Origin of the sequence: Gilliamella sp. HK2 (assembly GCF_001690265.1) — a bacterium.
Classification (GTDB): domain Bacteria; phylum Pseudomonadota; class Gammaproteobacteria; order Enterobacterales; family Orbaceae; genus Gilliamella; species Gilliamella apicola_C.
Window position 1 is genome coordinate 29,739 of record NZ_LZGV01000021.1, and the last position, 23,359, is coordinate 53,097.

Genomic DNA, 23,359 nt, shown 5'->3' on the forward strand with positions numbered 1-23,359 from the left:
GCTAAACATGGCATATCAAACGGGTAACGCATCATCAGTCGTAGATTTATTATCAAAACTAGCAACGTTTGCACAATCAGTTGATGGGTGGGTTGTTGATAAAATTGATACTAAAGCAAAAGAACTTTATTTACATAATGAAAATTGTTTTTGGAGCCTAAAAGTTGGATCATCGAATTCACTTCCCACGTTGTACATTGCTATCAACAATCAGTTTAACGCAAATTTATCCTGGGATAACCAAGCTGGTTCAAGCTCTGTTAACGGTAAAGCAAATTTCTATCGTTATTATTGGGGGGCTGGTACTAATTTTCATCATGAGCCATTTGCTTCATATACATTTTTAGCAACATCACAATATATTCATGTTGTTGTACGTGTCGATTCTCGCCGTTTTCGCCATTTCGGTATTGGAACAGTAAAAAAAGATGGCATTTTCAATGGCGGGCATTATGCATATGGAACACATTCAACAAACACATCAAAAACAGGTGAAGCATCATATCCATTTACAAGTTATATGTATTTATTTTTTGATTGTCGTCAATTTGCGAATGTTATCAGAGTTGAAGGCAAAGACTATTTCTTTGGAGCTAGTCAGCCCAATTATGAGGGAATGGGAGCGATGGGGCTCGGCGATGCTACGATTGAGCGTTATTATTATAAACCACATCCAGATATGTTACTCGTTGAGGCAAGTTTATCTCAATTTAATAATTTGATAACGTTGGTACCACAATCAATTTATATATATTTAGAGAGTAAACAATACCAGCGGATTGGTGTAGTTCCTGATTTTTACGTAGCAAGAATTGATAGCGTTGTGCCAGGCACTATTCGTGAAATTAGAGGTGAAAAATATTATTGCTGTGCGGCAACAATGTTTCAAACTGTCACAGATAATGTTCAAGATGAAGATAACAGTTATGACCTTGGCTACTTTTATAGAGTAATTGAGTGATGGGTAACAAACATACAGGATATGTTATTAATGATTTGAAAAAACTGCGTGGTCAACGTAGCTTTAATTTACCGTTGTACCAGGGGATGGCTAAGCTCTCATCTGTTGTGGAAGATAAAACGGGATTTGTTACACATGGTATCCCTTTGCAGTTATTTAATGTGCGAAAGGGCTACATTACACAATCATTTTTAAATGCTATTTATAACAAATTCTATATTAATCCCTCAACAATTAATGTTGGTTATGTTAGTAGTTATCGTACTATAGAAATATCAATTTTTAATGGTTATTTCAGTAATAAAATTCTGACTGACATTACCTATAGTGAACAAGGGGTCACAGTCAGTAATGTAACACTACCTCTTTTATTTAGTCGATTAAGTATGAAAGTGTTGTCAATTGATATTGAGAGCCACGGCACGGATAGCATTAACTGTACAATTTCGTTTCATTTTCTAAACGCTGAAACCGTTACATTAGTTGTTAATGGTAATCGTTCCCTACCTTTTTCTATATCGCCGAATTGGTTGCATGGCATCACAGAAACATTAGAGTGGAAAACAAATGTACATCAATCGCAAACAGGGGCAGAACAGCGTGTATCAATGCGATTAACACCCCGTCGCACATTTGAGTTTCAAATACTTATCTATCAGCACGAACGTCGACAAATTGAAAATATACTATTTCAGAACTATTTAAGCTCATTTTCATTGCCGATTTATAGCGATATAGCATTACTGGATAGAGAAATCAACCCGGGTGATAAGACAATCTATTTATCAACTATCGGGCGAGACTATCATGTTGGCGGTAATCTAATAGTTATGGATGATAGTAATACGATTGTGTCTAATATTGAGTCAATCACACATTTAAGTATTACACTATCTGAACCAATATATACAGCCGTTTCAAAAGGTGCAAAAGTATTTCCAATTAAATCGGCAAAATTGACTGAACCACCTAAAATTATCAGGCGAACAGATGAATTAGCAACCGCAGAGTTACGATTTTTAGTTGTTGAAAAAAATGACATTAACGTTAATGTTGAGCTACCTATATACAATAATTTTTATGTGCTGGAGCAAGAACCAGATTGGTCAGATGATGTACATGTTTCATATGAATCAATGCGACGTGAAATCGACAATCAAACGGGTATCGTGTACTACTCAGATAGCGCGAGTCGTGTTTTTATTACTCAATCTCATGAATTTTTAATTAATGGCCGTAATAAACAACTTGAACTCCGTGCCTTGTTTTATGCCCTCCGTGGTCGCCAAAAACCAATTTTTGTACCCTCGTTTAGTAATGATTGCAAACTAGTTGATGATGCAACCAGTGAAATTTTAGATATTGAACAAAATAATATGACTGAAACGGATCTCGGCGGACAGTTCTTAAGAATTTTACTGAGTGGTAACCGCATTTTATATCGTGAAATTGTCAACGTAAAAAGTAACAACAAAGGTGGACTTCGGTTATTGCTCAATGAAAAAGTTGCATTTATGCGCCAGGAAGTAATCAAAATATCCATAATGCGTCTATGCCGTTTAAATGATGACAAAGTTGTGTGGGAGCATTTAACTGATGCTGACGGCACGGCAAAAATAAACGTTACATTTAGGGAGGTACGGTATGAGTTGGAATGAGTTTGAGTATTCTGTTGCAAATGGTCAACCATTAACACTGTATGAGTTTAAAAGGCAGAATTTGTATTACCGATATACAAACGCCGATCGCTCAATAATGGTTAATAATGCGCTATGGGAAGCGATTGCAATTAGTGATAACGGATTATCAGCAAGCAGTAATAATAATGTTGAAATTACCTTACCCGTTACGAATAAAGTTGTTTCTTTTTACCGAGGTGTGCCACCAAGCACATCGGTAAAAATTAGAATTTATCGCATGCATTATCATGATAATCAACAAGAGTTACGAGTGGCATGGGTAGGTAATATCACTGAAGTCAAACGTGAAAAAATTGGTGAAGCCAAAATTATCACAACCAATATTGTCAATACATTTGGTCGTCAGGGATTGAGGCTGACCTGGGGTAGAAAGTGCCCCCATGCACTTTATGATAGTAGATGTAAAGTTAAAGCTCGTCATTATGTCATTTCAGGATTAGAGATCACCGCATTAGATGGTAAATCAATTACATTTAATGTACCACAGAGTATTAATAATGGTTACTTTAGCGGTGGCTATATTGAATATGAGTTTGAAGGTCTAACAGAAAGGCGAGGTATTCGCATGCATAACAACAATAATTTAAGTCTGTACGGTGGGACTTATGGCTTAAGTGTAGGCTTGATAATTAATGTATATCCTGGTTGTGATAATACGATTGATACATGTGAAAATAAATTTAATAACCATTTGAATTATGGTGGTTGCCCACACCTGCCCGGCAAATCACCGTATAGCATTACTAAACTATTCTAGGAGGTTAATTATGTGGTGGGCGATTGCGCGTTTTGTTGTTGTACTGGTTGCATCCTATTTTCTAAATCAAGCATTAGCCAAAAAACATAATAATAAGGTTAATGCAGCAACGTTTGATGACTTTGATTATCCGCAACCAGATGAGGGAACACCCCAGTGCGTATTTTTTGGTGACTGTTGGACTGCGGATTGGTTTGTGCTGGCTTATGGAAATTATCGTTATGAAGCAATTAGAAAATAGTATATGGATAACTATGGCAGATATTCGCCAAGGTGGAGGCTGTGCGTGGGGATTAAGGGCCTGGTTTAAACACTATGGATTGAGTTTTAACGATTTTATTCAAAATGGTGGGATTGATAGCGCAACGATTTTAAGTACGGGTGATGCGTTAGCTATTCGTATTGTTGAACTTGCAAAGCAAAGAGTACAGAAGAGGTAAGTATGGGCAGTAAAAAGAAGAAAACAACAATTGGTTATAAATACTTTTTCAGTATTCAGTCGGGGCTTGGGCGTGGACCAATTAATGAGTTAGTTGCTATTACCGCTGATGATAAAACTGTGTTTGCAGGTCAAGCAAATGAAGTTACTGTTAGCAAATCAATTTATATTGATAAGCCGAATTTGTTTGGTGGTACTAATGTTGGTGGTGAAGGTGGAATTAAAGGCATATTTGAAATCTCAATGGGTGATGCAGATCAGGAGCCAACTAGTCGTGTAAAAAATTTACTGGGCGGCGTTGTGCCTGGTTTTCGGGGCATGGTTACGACGTTCTTTGACGGTTTAATTAGTGCTTATTCAGCAAGTCCAAAACCGTGGAAATATAGAGTCAGACGTACAACACAAGGTTGGTCAAATAACGAAGTATGGTACCCAGAAAAATGTATCATCATGTTATATGATGATACATCAACAATTCATGAAAAAGATAATGGAATAAATAGCAATTTAAGAACTATTCACGCAATGAATCCTGCGCATATTTTGATAGAGTGCGCAACCAACAATGATTGGGGACGAGGATTGCAACTATATGAGGATATTGATTTAGATTCATTTAAAACTGCTGCTGATATTCTATATAATGAAAAATTCGGTTTATGCTTTCGTTACAATCGACAAGATGGGTTAGATACATTTGTACAGCAGGTGTTAGATCATATAGGCGCAGTACAATATGCTGATTTAACAACAGGAAAAATTAAACTAAAACTGATTCGTGATAATTACAAAACAGAAGATTTACCATTGTTTAATTATGATAACGGTATTTTAGTGGTACAGGACGATGATAGTAGCGCTTCCGATAATGTACCAAATGAAATTGCTGTAAAATGGCATAATCCAGTAACGAACGAGGATAGTGAAGTTCGGGCACAAAATTTAGGTGCAATTCAAGCTGTTGGTTTAATCAGTAGCTCTATTGAATATAAAGCACTACCAACATTTGAGCTGGCTGCACGTGTTGCACAGCGAGAACTGGAATCTGGAATTGCGGGTTTAATTCGTCTAACGATACAGTTTGATCGACGCGGTGAAATATTAACTCCTGCTGATTGTTTTCGGGTATCTCTGCCAGACAGGGATATCAAAGATATGGTCATGAGGGTTGGCTCTATTAACGAACACGAAGATGGAATGATTGAAATTACCGCAATTCAGGATGTTTTTGGGCTAGCTGACACTGTTTATAATAGTGGTAATCAATCTGGGACAGGGATAGTTCAAGATACAACACCAAGACCAGTTAAAAATTATATGTTATTTGAATCTCCCTATTTTGCAATGAGCCAGTTATCAAATTATGATGTTAATAACGAATCAGGTTATATGTTCCTAGTTTCTGCCCAGCCAAATTCACAGTCAATTAACTATTTATTACAAACTACAACTGAAGGTGCTGATTTTACAATAAGAGGAACAGGCGACTTTACGCCAAGTGCGGTATTAATCAGTAAACGTCAGTTAAGTAAAATAGATACAAAATTAAACGTGATTTTTAACAAAAATATGACAGATGTTTCAATTGGTAGTGCAGCTATTATTGGTAATGAAATTGTTCGAATTGACGCATTTGATGAATTAAATGGCACAGTAACAATAGCAAGGGGATGTGCAGACACATTACCACAAATTCACAGCAAAGATTCATTTATCTGGTTTTTTGATAGCCTATTTGAAACGGACGGCATTGAATATTTAAAAGGTGAAGTTGTTTATGTTCAACAGTTAACACAAACTAATGCTGGAACACTTAGTGCAAATAAAGCCCCTATTCGAGCACTAAAATTTAACGCAAGAGCCGCACGACCATACCCGCCAGCTAATTTACAGGTAAATGGCGTTATTACAGAGGCAATAATACTAAAAGGACAAGAAACAATAGTATTAACATGGTTACATCGAAACAAAGAAATACAACAAGATAATCTCATTGCATATAATGAAGGCAATATTGATAAACCAGAAACCGTTGAATATCATATTGAATATTATTTAGCTAGTGAACTAAAGAAAACAGTAGTAACAAGTGAAAATTCTCATGAACTAGAAATTAATGAAACGGAACATTTTGATGAAATTCGGATCTATGCATACGATACAAAATCCGAGTTAGAAAGTTTACAGCAGTATAAATTACAAATTAAAGATTAATATTTGTAATTTGTTTTCATATGATGAAAAATACAAAATAGTTAATTATCACTTAATTTGAGCGTGATTTATCACGCTCGGCATCAAAAAGCTATGTTTTGAAACATAGCTTTTTTTATATATTCAATATATATTGAAAAAACGGGCTTAAGCCCGTTTGGAAAATGGATAAGTAGTTGTAAAATATTGCTACGGGATGATAGTTATTTTCTGCCCACCTTTGGATACAGCTTGAATATCACGATCATACATTGCTTCACCGAATGCAGGTGGAATACTATAAGTGCCCACATTAGTTGCTTTGATTTGATAAGTGAATTTTTGTATTTTACTATTATAAGTTTCTCCATAAATAATAACACGATCTTCACGTACATCGGTATATTCAGGATACCAAGTACCAGTTTTTGTAGCAATTGGTGAAACCCAGTTATAACCACTGTATTCATGGTTGTCATATTCCTCATATTCCTCGCTGGCATCTTCCTGATTAGATATAGGTTGTTGTACAACTTCAAAGCCGCCAGGTAGCAAATCGACAATTGCTATATTCGTTATTCCATCATCTGATACCGCACGGAGTTGAATCGTCACGTTGATTTTATCGCCCAGCTTAACTTGTTCAACGGGTTTGCCCTCAAGGTCTGTGAATTCACGATAGATTTCAAGACCGCGTTTAATTGGTTCTTTAGGCGGTGTTGTGTCATAACCTTGCTCTGAAAGCATGTACCAAGCAGGTAAATCTGATTTATTTGTTACATTGATTTTAGTATCTTGAGCATCAAATTTACCTTTGGCTAGAATTCCATTTAAATTAGCAATGATTTTTTGTTTTTCTCCTTCTTTAGATATTGCACTAATTTGGAGAGTATCATTAGATAAATTAGATTTATCAATACTTGACGAATAACTACTTAAAGCAAGGATAGTCATTGCAGCGGATTGAGTTGTGTATCTTTGTTTGTTAAGCATGATAACCATATTTTCAAGTGCTTGAGCTGGAATCATTTTTGCCTTTTCAGGAAAATGTTTGCTAATTAAATAAATCCTTCCTGCATCAACAACTAGTGGGTCATAATATTTGTTTGTCCACCAAGCATGATCGTATGCTGTTTCTAGTTGTTGCCAAATTGGTTTAAGTAATTTATTGGCTTCTTTATCCATTTTTAGCATTTTATATGATGAGGCTAAATACATTGCTATGATATCTTTTTTCCATTGCGTATTTGAATTTCTATTTAGATCTGCAATTATAGATGCTAAATAACTTGTAGTTACTTGATTTTGGCGTGTTAATAGATAGATTGCATGAGATCGAATTTTAAAGCCATAATTGTCATAGTAACTAGAGTTAGCAATTTTCTGTAAATATTTATTTGCATTGTTTAGCATTTTTTCTGGAACTTTATATCCCATTTCTTTAGCTTCAAGCATAAAGTTTACTGCATATAATGTAATAAATGGATCAACATTATTCGTTGAGTACCACAAGCCAATTGCTCCCTCACTATTTTGGCGAGATTGAAGTACTTGAAATAATTCTGATAAAGGTGTTAGCCCCTGTTTCGAAATTAAATCAAAATCGCGATATTTGCCAGCTATCAAAATAGGCGTTGCTCTACTGACAATTTGTTCAGAGCAGTAGTGTGGGTAATCTTGTAAATAGGTGCTTAAACCTTTGCTTAGTATAAATGGTGAATAAGAAGCAGCAGCTTCACGTTTACTTAAGCTGCCATACATATCTCTAAAACCGCTAAAGACTTCATTCTTACTTGCCATTCTTCCCATTTTAGTAATTAACCTATACTCAGTTAACGGCCTTATTGAAAGACTAACATCACGAGTAATTGTAATATCATTGTAATTAGCTGAAAAATGAAGATCTGCATTTCCTAAATTATCGGTTGCTTTAAAGTTAAATTTCAAAACACCATCTTTACCATTAGCCAGCTCAATTGTTTTTTTGTTATCTCCATTAATTGATAAATTTGGTGATGTTGAAACCTTAACATTGATTGGAATGACTTTGTCGCCGATTTTTTCTATCAAATTAGTTACATTAAGTGTAACTTCAAATTCATCATTTGGTGCAGCAAAATATGGGGCGTTAGGTTGTAAAACAATATCATTATGTACAGTTGTTGACATTTGGTTATGTCCCATTGTTTTATCGCCAACCGATACAGCCATGATACGAATTTTACCATTAAAATAATCGGGCACTTTATATTCAACCGTTTTATCCCCATCTATGTCAATAATCCCTGACCAATAGGCAACCGGCTCATCTATTTTTCGTTTAAACGGATTTAAATGATTTGATAATACATCATCATTATCTCCATCACCTCCAGGAGCGGAAGCCGTTATTAAATGACGAAATTCTGGCAATATAAGATCTAATATTTGCGATGTACTTACCGATAATGCTTTCTTGCGTAAGAAGCTGTTTAATGGATCTTTAAGTTTATAATTTGCAACCTGTAAAATGCCTTCATCTATAGCAAAGATAACCGCTTTTTGAGGCGTATTAGTATGTAAAGTAATTGGCAGTGTTTCTCCTGGTTTTATAAGTGAGGGTGCTTGTAAAACGATTTTATCGTTAAATTGTTCATTTGAAATTTTAAATGGTATAACGCCGTAACTAAGTGGACTCATAAAAATTTCATCTGAATTTGGGTCACGAATAAATTGGACATTAACATACCCGTTACCACCAATATTTTTAGGGAGTTTTATTTTTTGTACCGAGCTTGTTGTGTCAGTATGGAACCACTTCCAAGTGTAAACTTTGTCACGCTCAATAGTAATAATACCGCTGCCTACATATGGTGCAGTGATTGACACTTCTATTTCATCACCTGGCTTATATTCAGCTTCTTTAATTTTTAGCGCCAGTTCGGCATTACGATCTAAATTGCGAGTAACATTAGCTGTACCAACAATTGCATATTTTCCTTGGTAAAGTAAATTATCCTCTTTATCTTTGATTTGAATAATATAATTGCCTGGATTTTTGCTATCTAATTGATAACGGGTTTTATCTTGATTGATCTTAAATGATTGTTCTGAGATGACTGATTCTTTACGACGGGACTCATATTTATAAAGACCAGAAGCTTGTTTGACTAAAATCGATAAATAAGTTTCTTCAAGTAAAACCAGTTTTAAGTCTGCTAGTTCTATTTTATCTAAAGCTGGATTAATTGCGATAAAATCAATATGGCGAACAGAATCTTTGTTAATGTATCTTAAATTACCGTCAGCTTTGGCTCCGACTAAATAATCACTCGCAGATATAAAAGCACTTGCAGTAGCAGCAACGCTGCGGCCACTTTCTGGTTCAAAGACATCCGTTAACATTCTTAGTGTATAGTTACCCTCAAAGCTTTCCATATTATCATTGAGGTTAATTTTGACTAGGCCATTTTCGTCTGTTTTTTCTTCATCTAACTCAACTTTAAAACTAGTCCTCTGGCTAGAAATATTTTGATAAAAATAGTAATCTTCATATTTTTTAAAATAAGGAGAAGATGGTTCTAGAATTAATGTATTTGTTACTCGACGATTAGCTGCATCTGTACCAATTAGATTTTTGGCTTTAATTTCAGCTTGGATATTTTCAGGTTTTAACCAACCATCTTTTATTTCTGGTAACAACTTAAGCGATACGGTTGTTTTATCTGGCTCAAACTCACGAATGACAATGGAGCTAGAACCTAATAGTATACGAGAATCTTCATCATCCCCGTCATTGTCATTTTTTAAGTATAAATTAATATACCAATTACCAGTAGGCGATTCATAACTGGTTTTATAGCTAAGTTCATTAAATCCTGATTTGTCCAGTACAATTGGTTTTTTTAGTACTAAATTGGATTTTGGATCGTAAATTTCCGCTTCTACAGAAACTCCCGCCAATGAATTAGTCCATTTTTGTGCTCTTACGATAGTACCGATATGAAATGTGTCACCAGGGCGATAAACTCCTCGATCTGAAAAGATATGAGCTCGTAATTCTCCTCCTTCGATAGTTTCACGAATACCGCCGATATCAAAACGAGATAGATTTAAATTCCTTTCATAACTTTTAATTGGTAAAAATGATAGGTCACGACCTTTTTCAACAACGTATAAAAGTGGTTTGATACCTCGATAATATTCAGACAATGGAGCAAAACGGACATGTCCATCGCTATCAGTCATTTTAGACGTAATTGTGACCCCATTCATTCCAAGTACAGAAACTTTCGCACCATTAATTGGTTTGCCAGAGCTTATTGATTGAATAAAGAGATCATTAGATTGATCGAGCGACTTTTTGGCTATAATACCTAAATCGGTAACAACAATAAAGCGAGAAGCTATAAACTTATATTTAGCGTCTTTTTTGTCTTTTCCATAAAGTCTTAATAAGAAAACACCACGATTTTTATTGCCATTTGTATTGGCTGTTAAGTAACGAGTTAAGTCGACATTTGTGTATTTAATTTCTTCTGGAGCACCTTTAAAATTTTCAGTTACTGTGTATTTTTCCACAAAATGATCATTATTAAGCTCTCCAAAATCCATATCTGTAAATTCATAGTTTGTATTAAATGCCACCAAATGTTGAAGTTGCGATGGTATAACGCGATCTATTTCTAGCTTCATATTGTCTACGTTGCGCGAAACGATAGGTAGTTTCTTCTCACCTGATAGGGATAACAGCGATCCTTTTGCCGCAAAATCAAGATAGGTTGGGTAGTTAGGCACGGTTAATACTTGGTGATACTGTTCTTTTAGAAAGTAACCATCTTGAGACGATAAAGGTTGATTAACTTCAATATATAACTCAGAATTTTGTTCTGTTTTAAATTCAAAACTAATTTGGTTTTGATAAGTAAGTTCAGTATCAATTGGCTTTATTGATAAAGGAATGGCTTTTTTGAGTATTTCTGGTGTTACATTGAATTTTGTTTCATAACGGTAAGAATTGTCGTTGTAATGTCGTTCCTTATATGAGCGACCTTGATTTTCAGGTAATTTCCAGACTTTAATAGCTTTCGATACATCCTCTGATTTAACCGCATGGCTTAATGATAAAATTAATACTTGTTGTATTTTTTCATTACTTTTTTCAACTAGGGTAAGCTCTGTTTTGGTAACGCTTAAATGATATTTATCGGGGATATTTATTGTACTTGTTATATCAGAATCTATTGGTCTTCCTTTTAACGTTGAAGTCACACCTTTATTAATTGTTATTTTCACATAACCGGCTTTATCAAGCAAAGGAATAGGTGCGCTTTTTACATAGGCAATTTTGTCATTATTTCCATAGGTAACGGTAAAATTGATGTTTTTTAAGAAGTTATTATTTTCATAAAGCGATAAAATGATGTTTTTCTCAAAACTTTCTCTATCAACAGAATGGCTAAATTCGATTGTATTAATAACATTTCTAGTATTAAGTTGTGTTGGATCTGAATAAAGTTCACCATGATTTCTGAAATTATAATTAAAACCAGGTGAAAAAAAAGTTTTATGGCTTTCTTTAAGCTTACTATTTTCAGTTAATAATTTTTCCTGATCTAGTTCAATAGTATATTCAGTGTCAAGTGGCCATGTTGTATTTTGGGGCGTAAAAATTAGGGTTGAATCGTTCTGCCATTTCCATCGCCCCTCAATATTTGGTGAAATGGAAATACCTTCAGTTATTTCTGCTTTATTAAGTGATTCTAGCGGAGCAGGAGAACGAAGTGAGTCAGTAATAAATTTAATCGATAAACTGTCTTGATTTGTAGTCGGAGCACTCAATTTAGGATAATAGGTACTAACAACAATAGAAGCTGGCTCAATTGGTTTAGGACGGTTTAAATACCAATGATAAGTATAATTACCAGAAAAATAAGCAATGAACCCAAAAATAATACTTGCACCAATTAAGGTTTTTATTTTATTTAATGCTGAACCAATTCTATTATAAAATGCTTTTGCATTAGGTAACCAGCTGGGTGTTGACCATTTTATATCGCCAATAATTGGGCTAAATAACCAAAAAATACCTTTTATTAAAACCAATAAAAAAATGATAAAATAGCTAATTATTTCCTCAATTTTTTGCAAAATATAAAAAGGTAGCTGCAAGATTAATTTAAGCAATCCCATTGTTTATTCCCTATTTTTAATATGTAATTTTTGAAATTAATTTATTATGTTTAAACATTTATTTTTCTGAAAGCTTTTATAAATTTTCTGACAGCTTATTTTTTATAATGAGTGATAATTTCCAGAAAATCTTTGTATAGTATAATTATATGGATAAAAAATCTACTTGTAATATACCTAATTGTTTGAGTTGAATATAAATATCCAGCGAACATTAGTTAACTTTTTATTTTTACAAACCATTTAAACTGAAATTTTAAGCTAATTTAAATGAATAAGTGATAAGAGGAATTTTAATAGAACAATAATTGAGTTAGATGATTATAGACATTAGATATGCTCGTAAGTAAGTCATACATTTAAAATATGATAATCTTATCTTAGGTAATAAGATGACATATTGCTATCATCAAGCTGGTCGGTAGCTAACCAACTTTCTTTTAATTTAATAATATGCTTTTAATTTAATAATATGTTAGAGGATTTTACAAAGTGTTTTGCATTGGATAACTGTATATTCTTCATCAAAATGTAATAAGCTAGCCACTCTTATTTTAGGTTGTTTTTACACATTTAACTGTAATGTTATATTACAGCTGTGGCTACCTATATACTGATTTGTCTTATTTTTTAGCGATAAAAACAGCCCGCATTGGCGCAGGGTATCCTTCAATGGTTTTGGTTGGATCATCAGGATCTAAAAAATCAGCAAGCGAATCCGATTCCATCCATTCAGTTTTGCGTTGTTCATCTAAGCTAGTTTGTGAAATGTCTATCACTTTTATATCCGAAAAACCACATTTATTGAGCCAATTAATCATGGTTGGAACCGATGGAATAAAGTAGACATTACGCATTTGTGCATAGCGATCACCTGGCATTAATGCTTGATGTTCATCTCCATCGATGATTAAAGTTTCCAGAATTAACTGACCTCCTTCAACTAGCTGATCTTTTAATTGGAATAAATGATCAAGTGGAGACCTACGATGGTATAACACCCCCATTGAAAATACCGTATCAAAAGCATTAAGTTTAGGGAGTTGCTCAATGCCTAAAGGCAATAAATGCGCTCTTTGATCGTTACCCAAAAGTTTGCGAATAGCTTCAAATTGGCATAGATAAAGTGCCATTGGATCAATTCCAACAGCCAGTTCTGCCCCTGCACCAATCATTCGCCATAAATGATAACCACTATTGCAACCTACATCTAAAACAATTTTTCCTTCTAGGCTATCGATATGATTAATTAGGCGCTCCCATTTCCAATCAGAACGCCATTCAGTATCAATATCGATACCATATAAGTGAAAAGGGCCTTTACGCCATGGCATCATGGTTTTCAGTAGTTGGGTAATTCGTTGTTGCTCGCCTGAAGATATAGGGTATTCACTATTGACAGTTACACTATGTAGTAAATCAATTTGAAAAGGGGTTTTAGATGGTAAGTGTTTAATACTATTTAGCCATTGATTGAAGCGGTTATCGTTATTTTGTCTTTGCCAATTTGCGAGCTGAGCTGGCAACACTTCTAGCCAGTGGCTAAATTTATTTTTTGCAATAATTTGGTAAAAATCACCAAAATCAATCATTTTTTCATCCTTATCAATTGCGCTGAAATTAATTGGCTATTTTATAGCAATAATAGATCCAAAATTAAAACATTGAAACCATGTATCAATATGTCTAAAACCTGCTTCAGATAGTCGCTGTTTATGCGTTTGGATTGTATCTGTTAGCATGACGTTTTCTAACATATTACGTTTTTGACTGATTTCAAGTTCACTATAGCCATTAGCACGTTTAAAATCATGATGCATATTAAATAACAATTCATCGATTGTTGTATCGCTAAAGCTAAATTTTTCCGAGAGTACTAAAATGCCATTAGGTTTCAGTGCGTTATAGATATTATTTAAAACACGTTGGCGGTTTTTGGGGGTTAAAAACTGTAAAGTGAAATTGAGCACCACCATTGATGCATTTTGCATATTGATGTTACAAATATCATCACATATTATATCCACAGGTGTATTGGATTTATAAGACTCAATATGCCTTTTACAGCGTTCAACCATAGGTTGGGAGTTATCGACTGCGATAATCTGGCAATTATCTTGAGTAATATGACGACGAATAGATAATGTAGCAGCGCCTAATGAGCAACCCAAATCATAAATTGTTGAATTGGGTTGTACAAATCGTTCAGCTAACATACCGATCATTGATATGATATTAGAATAACCAGGAACAGAACGTTGCACCATATCAGGAAAAACTTCGGCAACTTTATCATCAAACGTCCAATCGCCTAGTTTATCAATCGGTGTTGAGAACAATTGGTCTTTTTTAATATTCATAAAACTAATTGGTACTATAGAAATTAATTTTGCTATTATAGCATTTTTTTATATTCAACTGCTCGGATAATTATGGGGTTTGTCAATTTTATTACTATTTTTATAGTATTTGTGGTTAGTGTTTTAGCAACCATCTATCTGGGAAAACGATGGCTGTTTTGGTTTGATTTTTATGTCACAGGTTGTTGTCGGTTTATTTATTGGATTGTTGTTTTTATAGCGGGACTATCGCTCATTTTTTTAAAAATAGTGAATGGTATTTCAACTTATTGGTTACCTTTGTTTTGTAATACTATTACTGGCTTAATAATTTGTTGCTTTTTTGTATTGCTTATTTTTGATACTGTACGTTGGCTAAGTAAAAAACAAGTAAAACCTAATCTATGGCTTAAAATTGCATATATCGTTATAGTAGTATTATTATTTTGCTTTGGTCATGAAATGGCAATTAACCCCAAGATTGTTTATTATCAGGTTAAGATAAATAAACCAGCTAATACCGAGCATTTACGTATTGTACAGCTTTCTGATATTCATATTAATGAGTTAACTACACACCAATTTATTCAACAAATGGTTGTTGATGTCAATAAGCTTAATGCTGATTTTATTGTTATTACTGGAGATACATTGGATAAACGCTTAAAACCTTTTATCCAAAATGATTTTGATCTGCAATTTCGACAATTAAAAGCTAAATATGGTACTTATGTCATATTCGGTAATCATGAGTATTTAGCGACAAATGAAGTAAATAACCGAGAAGAAGATATTATTAGCGCTTTTAGGCAAGCAGGTATGAAAGTCTTAAAGGATGATATTATTTCTTTTGATGATTTAGGTATCACGATAGTTGGCCGAGATGATTTTTCTTCATTTCTCTATGATGTGAAACGGGCATCATTGTCCGATTTGATTATGTTTACTGATACCAATACACCAATTATTTTACTCGATCATCAACCCAAAGATCTTAATGAACCAGCAGAATTAGGTGTTGATTTGATGATTTCTGGCCATACCCATGCAGGACAAATATTTCCGATCAATCTCGTTGAAAAATTAATGTATAAAAATACTTATGGTTTGTACCAAAATCAAGATCATCATTTTACTAGTATTGTCAGTAGCGGGTATGGGTTTTGGGGGCCACCAATTCGACTAATGACACGTTCTGAGATTGTAGTAATTGATATAGAATTTGAAAAAAGCATACACAAAGAATAAACATATTTTAATAGGAGTTTGATTTTGTCTTATCAACTTATTGTAACTAATGATCAGTTAGCTGATTATTGTTCAAAAATTGAAAATAGCTCAGCAATTGCTTTAGATACTGAATTTGTTCGGACTCGAACTTTTTATCCTCACTTAGGACTATTACAAGTGTTTGATGGTAAATGTGCTGCGTTAATTGATCCTATTAATATTACTGATTGGCAACCTTTTTTATTGATGTTAAATGATCCTAAAATTGAAAAATATTTTCATTCGTGCAGTGAGGATATTGAAGTTTTTCTTCATCATTTTGGTATTGTGCCAACTCCAATCATCGATAGCCAAATATTAGCTTCTTTTTTAGATAATCCTTTAAGTAGTGGTTATGCTAGCTTGGTAAAAAAATATTTAGAAGTTGAGCTTGATAAGAGTGAAACTCGAACAGATTGGTTAAAACGACCCTTAACTGAAAAGCAGTGTAACTATGCTATTAACGATGTATTATATCTTTTTCCATTAATCAACATTTTAAAGGAAAAATTAACTACTAATCATTATTTACAAGCAGCTTATCAAGAGTGCCAAATGGCAGTAGATCGGAAATGTGAAATAATGGATCCAAACGATGCTTATTTAAACATTAAAAATAGTTGGCAACTGAAAGGTAAAAGTTTAGGGCAATTGTATAAATTAGCGAGTTGGCGATACAGACTGGCTAAAGAGCAAGATATTGCTTTAAATTTTGTGATTCGTGAAGAAGTATTATGGAAAATAGCTCGTTACTTGCCCACTTCATTAGCTGAACTTGACAAGCTAGGTGTAAAGGGGAAGGAAATTCGGTTATATGGGCAAGCAATTTTAGATATTTTAGCGACCCCTACACCCGACATTTCAACTATCTGCCGAGTGAATAGTTACCCCGATTATAAAAAAATTACCGAAGAACTAAAACAAGCAGCACAGACTATTTCTTTAAAAACAAAGCTTAATGAGGATTTATTGCTTTCAAGGCGCTTAATTAATCAGTATGTAAAATGGAAAGTAGACAAAAAGGGCAATGAGCCTGAATTATTAACAGGCTGGCGTAAATCTTTATTTAAACCATATTGCTCTTAATTATTGGTTGCGTGTAGGTTTTATTTTGAGGTTTAAGTATTTTTTAATCCAATAATAGGTAAAGTGAGTTTACGATAAATAGCCAATAATCGAATAATAAGCGTGGTAATAATACCAATTAATGTTGAATATTCCAATGGGAGTTTGAGTGCATTATAGGCGATAACATGAGTTGCACCGCCAATTAAGCAAGCCGTAGCATAAATGTCGGTTTTAAATACCATTGGAATATCTCGAGCTAGCACATCTCTAAGAATACCGCCACCAACACCCGTCATTACTCCCATACATACAGCTACTAAGCTATTTACATTAGAATCAATGGCTTTATTCACACCGATGCCTACAAATACTGCAAGCCCGATAGCATCTAATACAGAAAATAACCATTTAGGTATCGTGATTGAAGGTGAATAACGTAATAAAAGCATTGTCACTAACGAGGTAACGATAGCAACATACAAATCAGTCGAATCAGAGATCCAAAAGATTGGTCCATGATTTAAAACTATATCGCGAATGGTGCCACCACCAATGGCGGTGATAACAGCTAAAACTAAAGCGCCAATGGGATCCATTTCTTTTTTGGCTGCTAATAATACGCCAGAAATAGCAAATACAATAGTCCCTAATATGTCAAACCAGAAAAGATAATTCACGCAAGCTCACTTAGCATTGCTTCAACTATCAACGACGATTGTTTTGCGGCTAATTTTAAAAAGGCTTGAAAATCAACAGCAGATTCACTATCTCCATTATCTGAAATAGCTCGAACAACGACAAATGGCACTTTAAATAGCCAACAAACATGCCCAATGGCAGCTGCTTCCATTTCAACAGCAATGGCATGAGGGAAAGTTTGTTTTATTCTTGCCAAATTGCTTTTACCATTGATAAATGCATCGCCACTACCAATAGAGCCTTCAATTGCATTAACGCCGTGTTTTTCGATACAATTTTTAGCTAATGATTGGTATTTAGGCTCTGCGGCAAATGCCACAGGGCAACCAGACATTTGCCCTGGTTTGTAGCCAAAAGCGGTTAAATCAACATCATGGTAAAAAACATCTTTTGAAACAATAATATCACCAATATTGAGGCTAGAAGATAGCCCGCCAGCCGACCCTGTATTGATAACGGCATCAACTTTATAATTGTTTAATAATAATGTTGTTCCTGATGCTGCAGCGACTTTACCAATACCTGATTGCAGTAACACAATGTCACAGCCCGCAATTTGCCCACAGTGAAAATCACAACCTAAATAGTGTTCAACATGATAATTGGTGATTTTACTTTTTAAAATGGCGACTTCTTCTTCCATGGCTGCAATAATGGCGATTTTCATACGATCCTCTGGGCTTTGTTTGGGTAACTTTAATTTAGATATGCTATCATAATTTGAGAAGATAAATTTGACAATATATGAATCAATCGGAGCTGAAATTGCGAACAATTTTTATCACAGGGTGCTCAAGTGGAATAGGGCTTATTTCGGCAATTGCATTAAAAAAACGCGGTTATCGTGTTATAGCGTCGTGTCGAAAATTATCAGATCAGCAAAAACTTATCGAGCAAGGGTTTGAAACAGTGTTGCTTGATCTTGATAATCCAGAATCAGTTAAACAAGCTGCCCAAACGGTTATAGCCTTAACAGAAGGTAAATTATATGCGTTATTTAATAATGCCGGTTTTGGTGTTTATGGACGATTAAACACGATCAGCCGTGAACAATTAGAATCTCAATTCTCTACGAATTTTTTTGGTGTACATCAGTTGACGCAATTATTACTTCCTGCCATGCTGGCACAAAATGAAGGGCGTATTATTCAAACAAGTTCTATTGTTGGAATAGTTGCAACGCCTGGGCGAGGGGCTTATTCAGCGAGTAAATATGCATTAGAAGCGTGGTCTGATGTATTAAGGCTGGAATTGGCTAAGACCAATATCAAGGTTTGTTTAATTGAGCCAGGACCATTAAAAACTTACTTTTCGAATAATGTTAATCAGGTTGAAAAAGAAAAAATTGTAAAAAATCCGCCTATAGCTAAACGGTTCACTTTACCGCCTGAAGCCATTTTACCTTATTTATATCATGCGTTAGAGCACACTAAGCCAAAAATCCGTTACAGGGTAACAAAAATAACTAAGATAGCAGCTATTGCTAAACGTTTGCTTCCTGATAGATTAATGGATAAAATTCTAAACAACAAGTAATAACCGATCATATCCCTAGGACATAATATGCAAAATCAATTTATTTTTGATGTTAATGAGCAAAATATTCAAGAGGTGATTGAACGATCATCTCAATCTCCCGTGTTGTTTTATTTTTGGTCAGCAAGAAGTCCAAATTATGAGGCGATGACTCAAATATTAACTAAATTAGCTAATCAACATCATGGGCAATTTATTTTAGCGAGTGTTAACTGTGATGAGCAACAAATGCTCGCAGCTCAATTTGGATTACGAGCGATCCCAACCGTTTACTTATTTCAAAATGGGCAACCTGTTGATGGATTTCAGGGGCCACAACCTGAGGAAGCAATTAATGATTTTCTAAAAAAAGTGCTGCCGAATGAGGATGAACTTAAGTTAGTTGAAGCACAAAATTTATTTAATGAAAAAAAATATCAAGAAGCTTTGCCTTTATTAAAAGAGACGTGGAAATCGTTAACTGACCATCTAGGTAAGCCAAGAACTGATATTGCACTATTGTTGATAAAAGCGTATATACAATTAAAACAATTAAGCGAAGCAAAAGAAGTACTTGCAACCATCCCTTTGCAAGATCAAGGTGCTGATTATCATAGTTTGCAAGCAGAGATCGAACTGCTTGAACAAGCGGCTAATTCGCCAGAGCTTCAGCAGTTACAAAATCAACTAGCCAAGCAACCAGGCAATATTGAACTTATGATTCAATTAGCGTCACAATTAATGTCGGTAGGCCGCCATGAGGAAGCACTTGAATTGCTTTTTAACCCATTAACTAAAGATCTTAATGCTGGTGACGGACAGTTAAAAAAAGCGTTACTTGATTTACTTGCAGCACTAGGTACAAGTAATCCACTAGCAAGCGGTTATCGACGCAAGTTATACACATTATTGTATTAAAAACTAAGCGCTATGAAATTTAAATTAGAACGAATTTTTAAGAGATTGCTGATAATGTTGTTAAGTACAAATCAGGGGACTGTAATTTCCTGTGCTGCTTATATTAAATCTCTGAAAAAAGATATACATAGAAGTAAAATAGATGAGTTAAATAAAAAGTTAGCGCAAAAAAACGCTAATATAAATATTATAGATAGAGATTTATAAAATGGAGAGATTCAACAATAACATATTGTTGAATCTTTTTTTACTTAGTGTTCAATAATACGAGGAAAATCTTCGTTGCTACGTAGCGTCAACACTTCAACACCATTGTCTGTCACTAAAATGGTATGCTCATATTGCGCAGAAAGACCATGATCTTTCGTTTTGACAGTCCAACCATCTTTCATGGTTCGAGTGCGCCAGTCACCAGTATTTACCATAGGTTCAATCGTAAAGGTCATACCTGGTTTTAAAATGACACCGCCATCATCTGCATCATAATGCAAAACTTGTGGTTCGTCATGATAGACTTCACCAATACCATGGCCACAATATTCACGTACCGATGAGAAACCGAACTTATCTACATACTTTTGTATCGTTTTACCAATTTCTTTTAAACGAATACCTGGTTTTATGATTTTAATTGCTTCGTAGAGACTTTCTTGGGTAACTTGGCATAGCTTTTCACCTGTAATTGTTGGCTTTCCTGCAATATACATTCTAGAGGTATCGCCATGAAAACCATCTTTGATAACAGTCACATCGATATTTAAAATATCACCATCTTTCAGCTTTTTATCAAAACTCGGGATGCCATGGCAAACAACATCATTAATTGAAATACAGCTCGTATGTTGATAACCATGGTAACCAATATTAGCAGGTATGGCTTTTTGTACGTTGATAATATAATCGTAACAAATTTTATCTAATTCACCTGTACTAATGCCTGGTTTTACATAGGCTTCAATCATTTCTAAAACTTCAGCCGCCAGCTTACCAGCTATGCGCATTTTTTCGATTTCTGCGGGGGTTTTTAACTTAATAGACATTAAATTCTTCCTGTAATAGTAATGACAATATCCTATCATACACCGCTATTTCGTCAAATCATACTAGCGGATTAAATGGGTATTTTACTTAATATTTTTGTAAAAAAGTTTCAGGAAGCTATATGTTTTAGTATAAAATAAAAAACAATACTTATCTATTAGAGTGAATTCAATCCATAATAATTCATTATAAAAAAGGTTTTTATATTAATGCAATGTCGTTTTTATCAGCAAAAAAAATGTTTTTCTTGCCAGTGGTTAGACCGCCCATATCACATACAATTAGCCGAAAAACAAAATAAGCTGTTACAACAATTAAATCAGTTTAAACCAACCGACGTCAAAGAACCATTTGCTAGCCATGAAACCGCTTTTCGTAATAAAGCAAAAATGGCGGTGCTAGGTACTGTTGAAAAACCTATTTTGGGTATACAAACGGAAAATGAGATGGTCGATTTATGTGATTGTCCTCTTTACTCAAATAGTATGCAAAATATTTTAAAACTGGTTCGAACTTTCATCCGTAAACAAGAGCTTGTGCCTTATAACATCAATAAGCGGAAAGGGGAGTTAAAATTTGTTATCATTACCGAAAGTAAAATAGATGATAAAATCTGTTTTATGATCCGATTTATTTTAAAATCGCACAAGTTTGTTGATAGAATAAATAATTCTTTCAAACAATTACAAGAAAAAATTCAAAACTTATTGGTGGTATCAATAAATATACAACCTAATCATGCGGCAATATTAGAAGGCGACGAGGAGTTAGTTTTAACAAAGAGCCCATTCTTACCCATGACCTTAAATGGTGTTCCTCTTTTTATTAAACCTAAAAGCTTTTTTCAAACTAATACTGATGTTGCCTGCAATCTTTATAAAACAGCAAGTGACTGGATTGCAAATTTACCTATCTATTCTATTTGGGATCTGTTTTGTGGCGTAGGTGGTTTTGGATTAAGTTGTGTCAGCCAAGGAATAAAGAAAAACATTCAATTAATAGGGATTGAAATTAGCCCAGATGCAATTGAGTGTGCAACAAAGTCTGCTAATAATCTGGGATTTAAACAGTTAATTTTTAAATCGCTTGATGCTACCCAGTATGCTATTGCTGAACAAAAGATTCCTGATTTAGTATTGCTAAATCCGCCAAGGCGGGGAGCTGGCAAAATGCTTTCACAGTATTTAGAACAAATGTCGCCTAATTATATTATGTATTCAAGTTGTAACTTATCTTCACTTGTTGAAGATTTAAAATGGTTAAATAATTATCAAATTACTAAATCGCAATTATTTGATATGTTCCCACATACTGCTCATATGGAAGTTTTAATTTTGTTGAAAAAAAAGAGTGCACATGAAAATAAAAAGCTTTAATTTTTCCATAAGTTCAGCGCTAGAGTTGTTGAATAAATGCTAGGTGTAACTATTGGCATCATCTAAATTTTGGTTTTAAAAAGCATAGCCAACAAGTTTTTTAAATCGCCAGTTTTATGTAGTAAAGCGATAACCTAATCGTAAATTTAAATATAAAACAGCGATAATCCCAGTTCATGAAATTGTCTCTAATTTATTGAACCACCTATGGAGCACTGATTGCTTTAACAAGACGTTGGGGTAGGTGGTATCGTATTTGTACGACAAATGATTGAGAAGCAAACGAGCAAGTCTATTACTATCAATTAATCATTGTGGAATGATTCAAATCGGATATTTCTTGGTTCATTGCCACATAATCCATTTGATTCCTATATTGATATATAGGTAATAGTAGCTGTGCCTTAATGCCCAAATTGATAATTATTTTTTATTAATTTTAGATTATCGTACCTTTATAAACATAAACTGGCCTCATTGAACCACGTTCTCCATTTTCAGCAAGGCAAAAAGTAAAATCTTTATTTACAAAATAAATGGGCGGAAATATCCCATCATTTCTATTTTCAAGATAGGATAAAAACTTTTCTAAAGAAGATAAAAATAGATGTAGATTGTTGCCTTTTCCATCAATTAACACATAACCCGATATGTTTTTATCTATATCAAGATTAGTAATATCAATTGCCCCTTGAGGCGCAATATATTGACTCCATAAAGGACCATGCGTTTTTATATCTTTTTTTATAAAAGGCTTTCTAAAATTATGAATTATGGCTTTTCTAATTTCTATTGCTTTATTTCTCTTAATGTTAATGCCAAAACAGTGGCTATATGTCGAAAACAATGTGTTCATGTAATTATCCTCAAACCCTTAAGTACATAACCACAAGGGAATTGCATCAAAGTAGGC

General features: G+C 34.1%; 18 protein-coding genes. 11 read left to right on the top strand and 7 right to left on the bottom strand.

From position 1 onward, the window contains the following. Positions 1 to 7 precede the first annotated feature (7 nt). Genes A9G45_RS02295 through A9G45_RS02320 form a run of 6 tightly spaced genes read left to right on the top strand, consistent with a single transcriptional unit; the run spans position 8 to position 6,071 of the window. On the top strand, positions 8 to 961 hold the full coding sequence (locus tag A9G45_RS02295) for a hypothetical protein (RefSeq protein ID WP_065566989.1): 954 nt from the start codon (positions 8 to 10) through the stop codon (positions 959 to 961). Continuing rightward, positions 961 to 2,619 carry a hypothetical protein gene (locus A9G45_RS02300; protein WP_065566988.1) on the top strand — a complete coding sequence of 553 codons (1,659 nt, stop codon included), beginning with the start codon at positions 961 to 963 and terminating at the stop codon, positions 2,617 to 2,619. The genes A9G45_RS02295 and A9G45_RS02300 overlap by 1 nt, the downstream gene beginning before the upstream one ends. Continuing rightward, positions 2,606 to 3,418 (top strand): phage BR0599 family protein, encoded by an 813-nt coding sequence (locus tag A9G45_RS02305; RefSeq protein WP_065566987.1) that lies wholly within the window; start codon positions 2,606 to 2,608, stop codon positions 3,416 to 3,418. The genes A9G45_RS02300 and A9G45_RS02305 overlap by 14 nt, the downstream gene beginning before the upstream one ends. Before the next feature lie 10 nt (positions 3,419 to 3,428). After that, positions 3,429 to 3,659, top strand: a complete 231-nt coding sequence (locus tag A9G45_RS02310) for a hypothetical protein (RefSeq protein ID WP_065566986.1) — start codon at positions 3,429 to 3,431, stop codon at positions 3,657 to 3,659. Continuing rightward, positions 3,640 to 3,858 (top strand): hypothetical protein, encoded by a 219-nt coding sequence (locus A9G45_RS02315; protein ID WP_065566985.1) that lies wholly within the window; start codon positions 3,640 to 3,642, stop codon positions 3,856 to 3,858. Before A9G45_RS02310 ends, A9G45_RS02315 begins: the two co-directional genes overlap by 20 nt. 2 nt (positions 3,859 to 3,860) lie before the next feature. After that, entirely contained in the window at positions 3,861 to 6,071 is a 2,211-nt protein-coding gene (locus tag A9G45_RS02320) for a phage tail protein (protein WP_065566984.1), read from the top strand. A gap of 189 nt (positions 6,072 to 6,260) precedes the next feature. Here A9G45_RS02320 and A9G45_RS02325 read toward each other — a convergent pair whose 3' ends face one another. The 3 genes from A9G45_RS02325 to cmoA form a co-directional block, all read right to left on the bottom strand. After that, positions 6,261 to 12,221: an alpha-2-macroglobulin family protein gene (locus A9G45_RS02325; protein WP_065566983.1), complete on the bottom strand. Its 5,961-nt coding sequence runs from the start codon at positions 12,219 to 12,221 to the stop codon at positions 6,261 to 6,263. 623 nt (positions 12,222 to 12,844) lie between these two features. Continuing rightward, positions 12,845 to 13,813, bottom strand: a complete 969-nt coding sequence (gene cmoB, locus A9G45_RS02330; protein ID WP_065566982.1) for a tRNA 5-methoxyuridine(34)/uridine 5-oxyacetic acid(34) synthase CmoB — start codon at positions 13,811 to 13,813, stop codon at positions 12,845 to 12,847. A 36-nt stretch (positions 13,814 to 13,849) separates the two neighbouring features. Beyond that, the gene (gene cmoA / locus A9G45_RS02335) at positions 13,850 to 14,581 is read right to left on the bottom strand and encodes a carboxy-S-adenosyl-L-methionine synthase CmoA (RefSeq protein ID WP_065566981.1); all 732 of its coding nucleotides are present in this window, start codon (positions 14,579 to 14,581) and stop codon (positions 13,850 to 13,852) included. Between the two features lie 72 nt (positions 14,582 to 14,653). Here cmoA and A9G45_RS02340 point away from each other — a divergent pair, with 72 nt between their 5' ends. Then, positions 14,654 to 15,808 carry a metallophosphoesterase gene (locus tag A9G45_RS02340; RefSeq protein ID WP_065566980.1) on the top strand — a complete coding sequence of 385 codons (1,155 nt, stop codon included), beginning with the start codon at positions 14,654 to 14,656 and terminating at the stop codon, positions 15,806 to 15,808. Between the two features lie 24 nt (positions 15,809 to 15,832). Next, a complete protein-coding gene (gene rnd / locus A9G45_RS02345; RefSeq protein WP_065566979.1) occupies positions 15,833 to 16,915 on the top strand; it encodes a ribonuclease D in 1,083 nt (360 codons plus the stop codon). Positions 16,916 to 16,947: 32 nt separating this feature from the next. Here rnd and A9G45_RS02350 read toward each other — a convergent pair whose 3' ends face one another. Then, positions 16,948 to 17,574 (bottom strand): TRIC cation channel family protein, encoded by a 627-nt coding sequence (locus tag A9G45_RS02350; protein ID WP_065566978.1) that lies wholly within the window; start codon positions 17,572 to 17,574, stop codon positions 16,948 to 16,950. Continuing rightward, on the bottom strand, positions 17,571 to 18,263 hold the full coding sequence (gene mtnN, locus A9G45_RS02355) for a 5'-methylthioadenosine/S-adenosylhomocysteine nucleosidase (RefSeq protein ID WP_065566977.1): 693 nt from the start codon (positions 18,261 to 18,263) through the stop codon (positions 17,571 to 17,573). Before mtnN ends, A9G45_RS02350 begins: the two co-directional genes overlap by 4 nt. Before the next feature lie 77 nt (positions 18,264 to 18,340). Between mtnN and A9G45_RS02360 the strand changes: the two genes are divergently transcribed. Both A9G45_RS02360 and A9G45_RS02365 read left to right on the top strand, forming a co-directional pair. Next, positions 18,341 to 19,132, top strand: a complete 792-nt coding sequence (locus A9G45_RS02360) for an SDR family oxidoreductase (RefSeq protein ID WP_065566976.1) — start codon at positions 18,341 to 18,343, stop codon at positions 19,130 to 19,132. A gap of 27 nt (positions 19,133 to 19,159) precedes the next feature. Further along, entirely contained in the window at positions 19,160 to 20,029 is an 870-nt protein-coding gene (locus tag A9G45_RS02365) for a co-chaperone YbbN (RefSeq protein WP_065566975.1), read from the top strand. A 251-nt stretch (positions 20,030 to 20,280) separates the two neighbouring features. Here the strand turns inward: A9G45_RS02365 and map are convergent, their stop codons facing one another. Further along, positions 20,281 to 21,069: a type I methionyl aminopeptidase gene (map, locus tag A9G45_RS02370; protein WP_065566973.1), complete on the bottom strand. Its 789-nt coding sequence runs from the start codon at positions 21,067 to 21,069 to the stop codon at positions 20,281 to 20,283. A gap of 210 nt (positions 21,070 to 21,279) precedes the next feature. On the opposite strand from map, the gene rlmC reads away from it, so the two are divergent. Beyond that, a complete protein-coding gene (gene rlmC, locus A9G45_RS02375; RefSeq protein ID WP_065566972.1) occupies positions 21,280 to 22,446 on the top strand; it encodes a 23S rRNA (uracil(747)-C(5))-methyltransferase RlmC in 1,167 nt (388 codons plus the stop codon). A gap of 439 nt (positions 22,447 to 22,885) precedes the next feature. On the opposite strand, the gene A9G45_RS02380 is transcribed toward rlmC, so the two are convergent. Next, positions 22,886 to 23,302, bottom strand: coding sequence for a hypothetical protein (locus A9G45_RS02380; RefSeq protein WP_065566971.1), 417 nt, complete (start codon positions 23,300 to 23,302; stop codon positions 22,886 to 22,888). Positions 23,303 to 23,359: the final 57 nt, after the last annotated feature.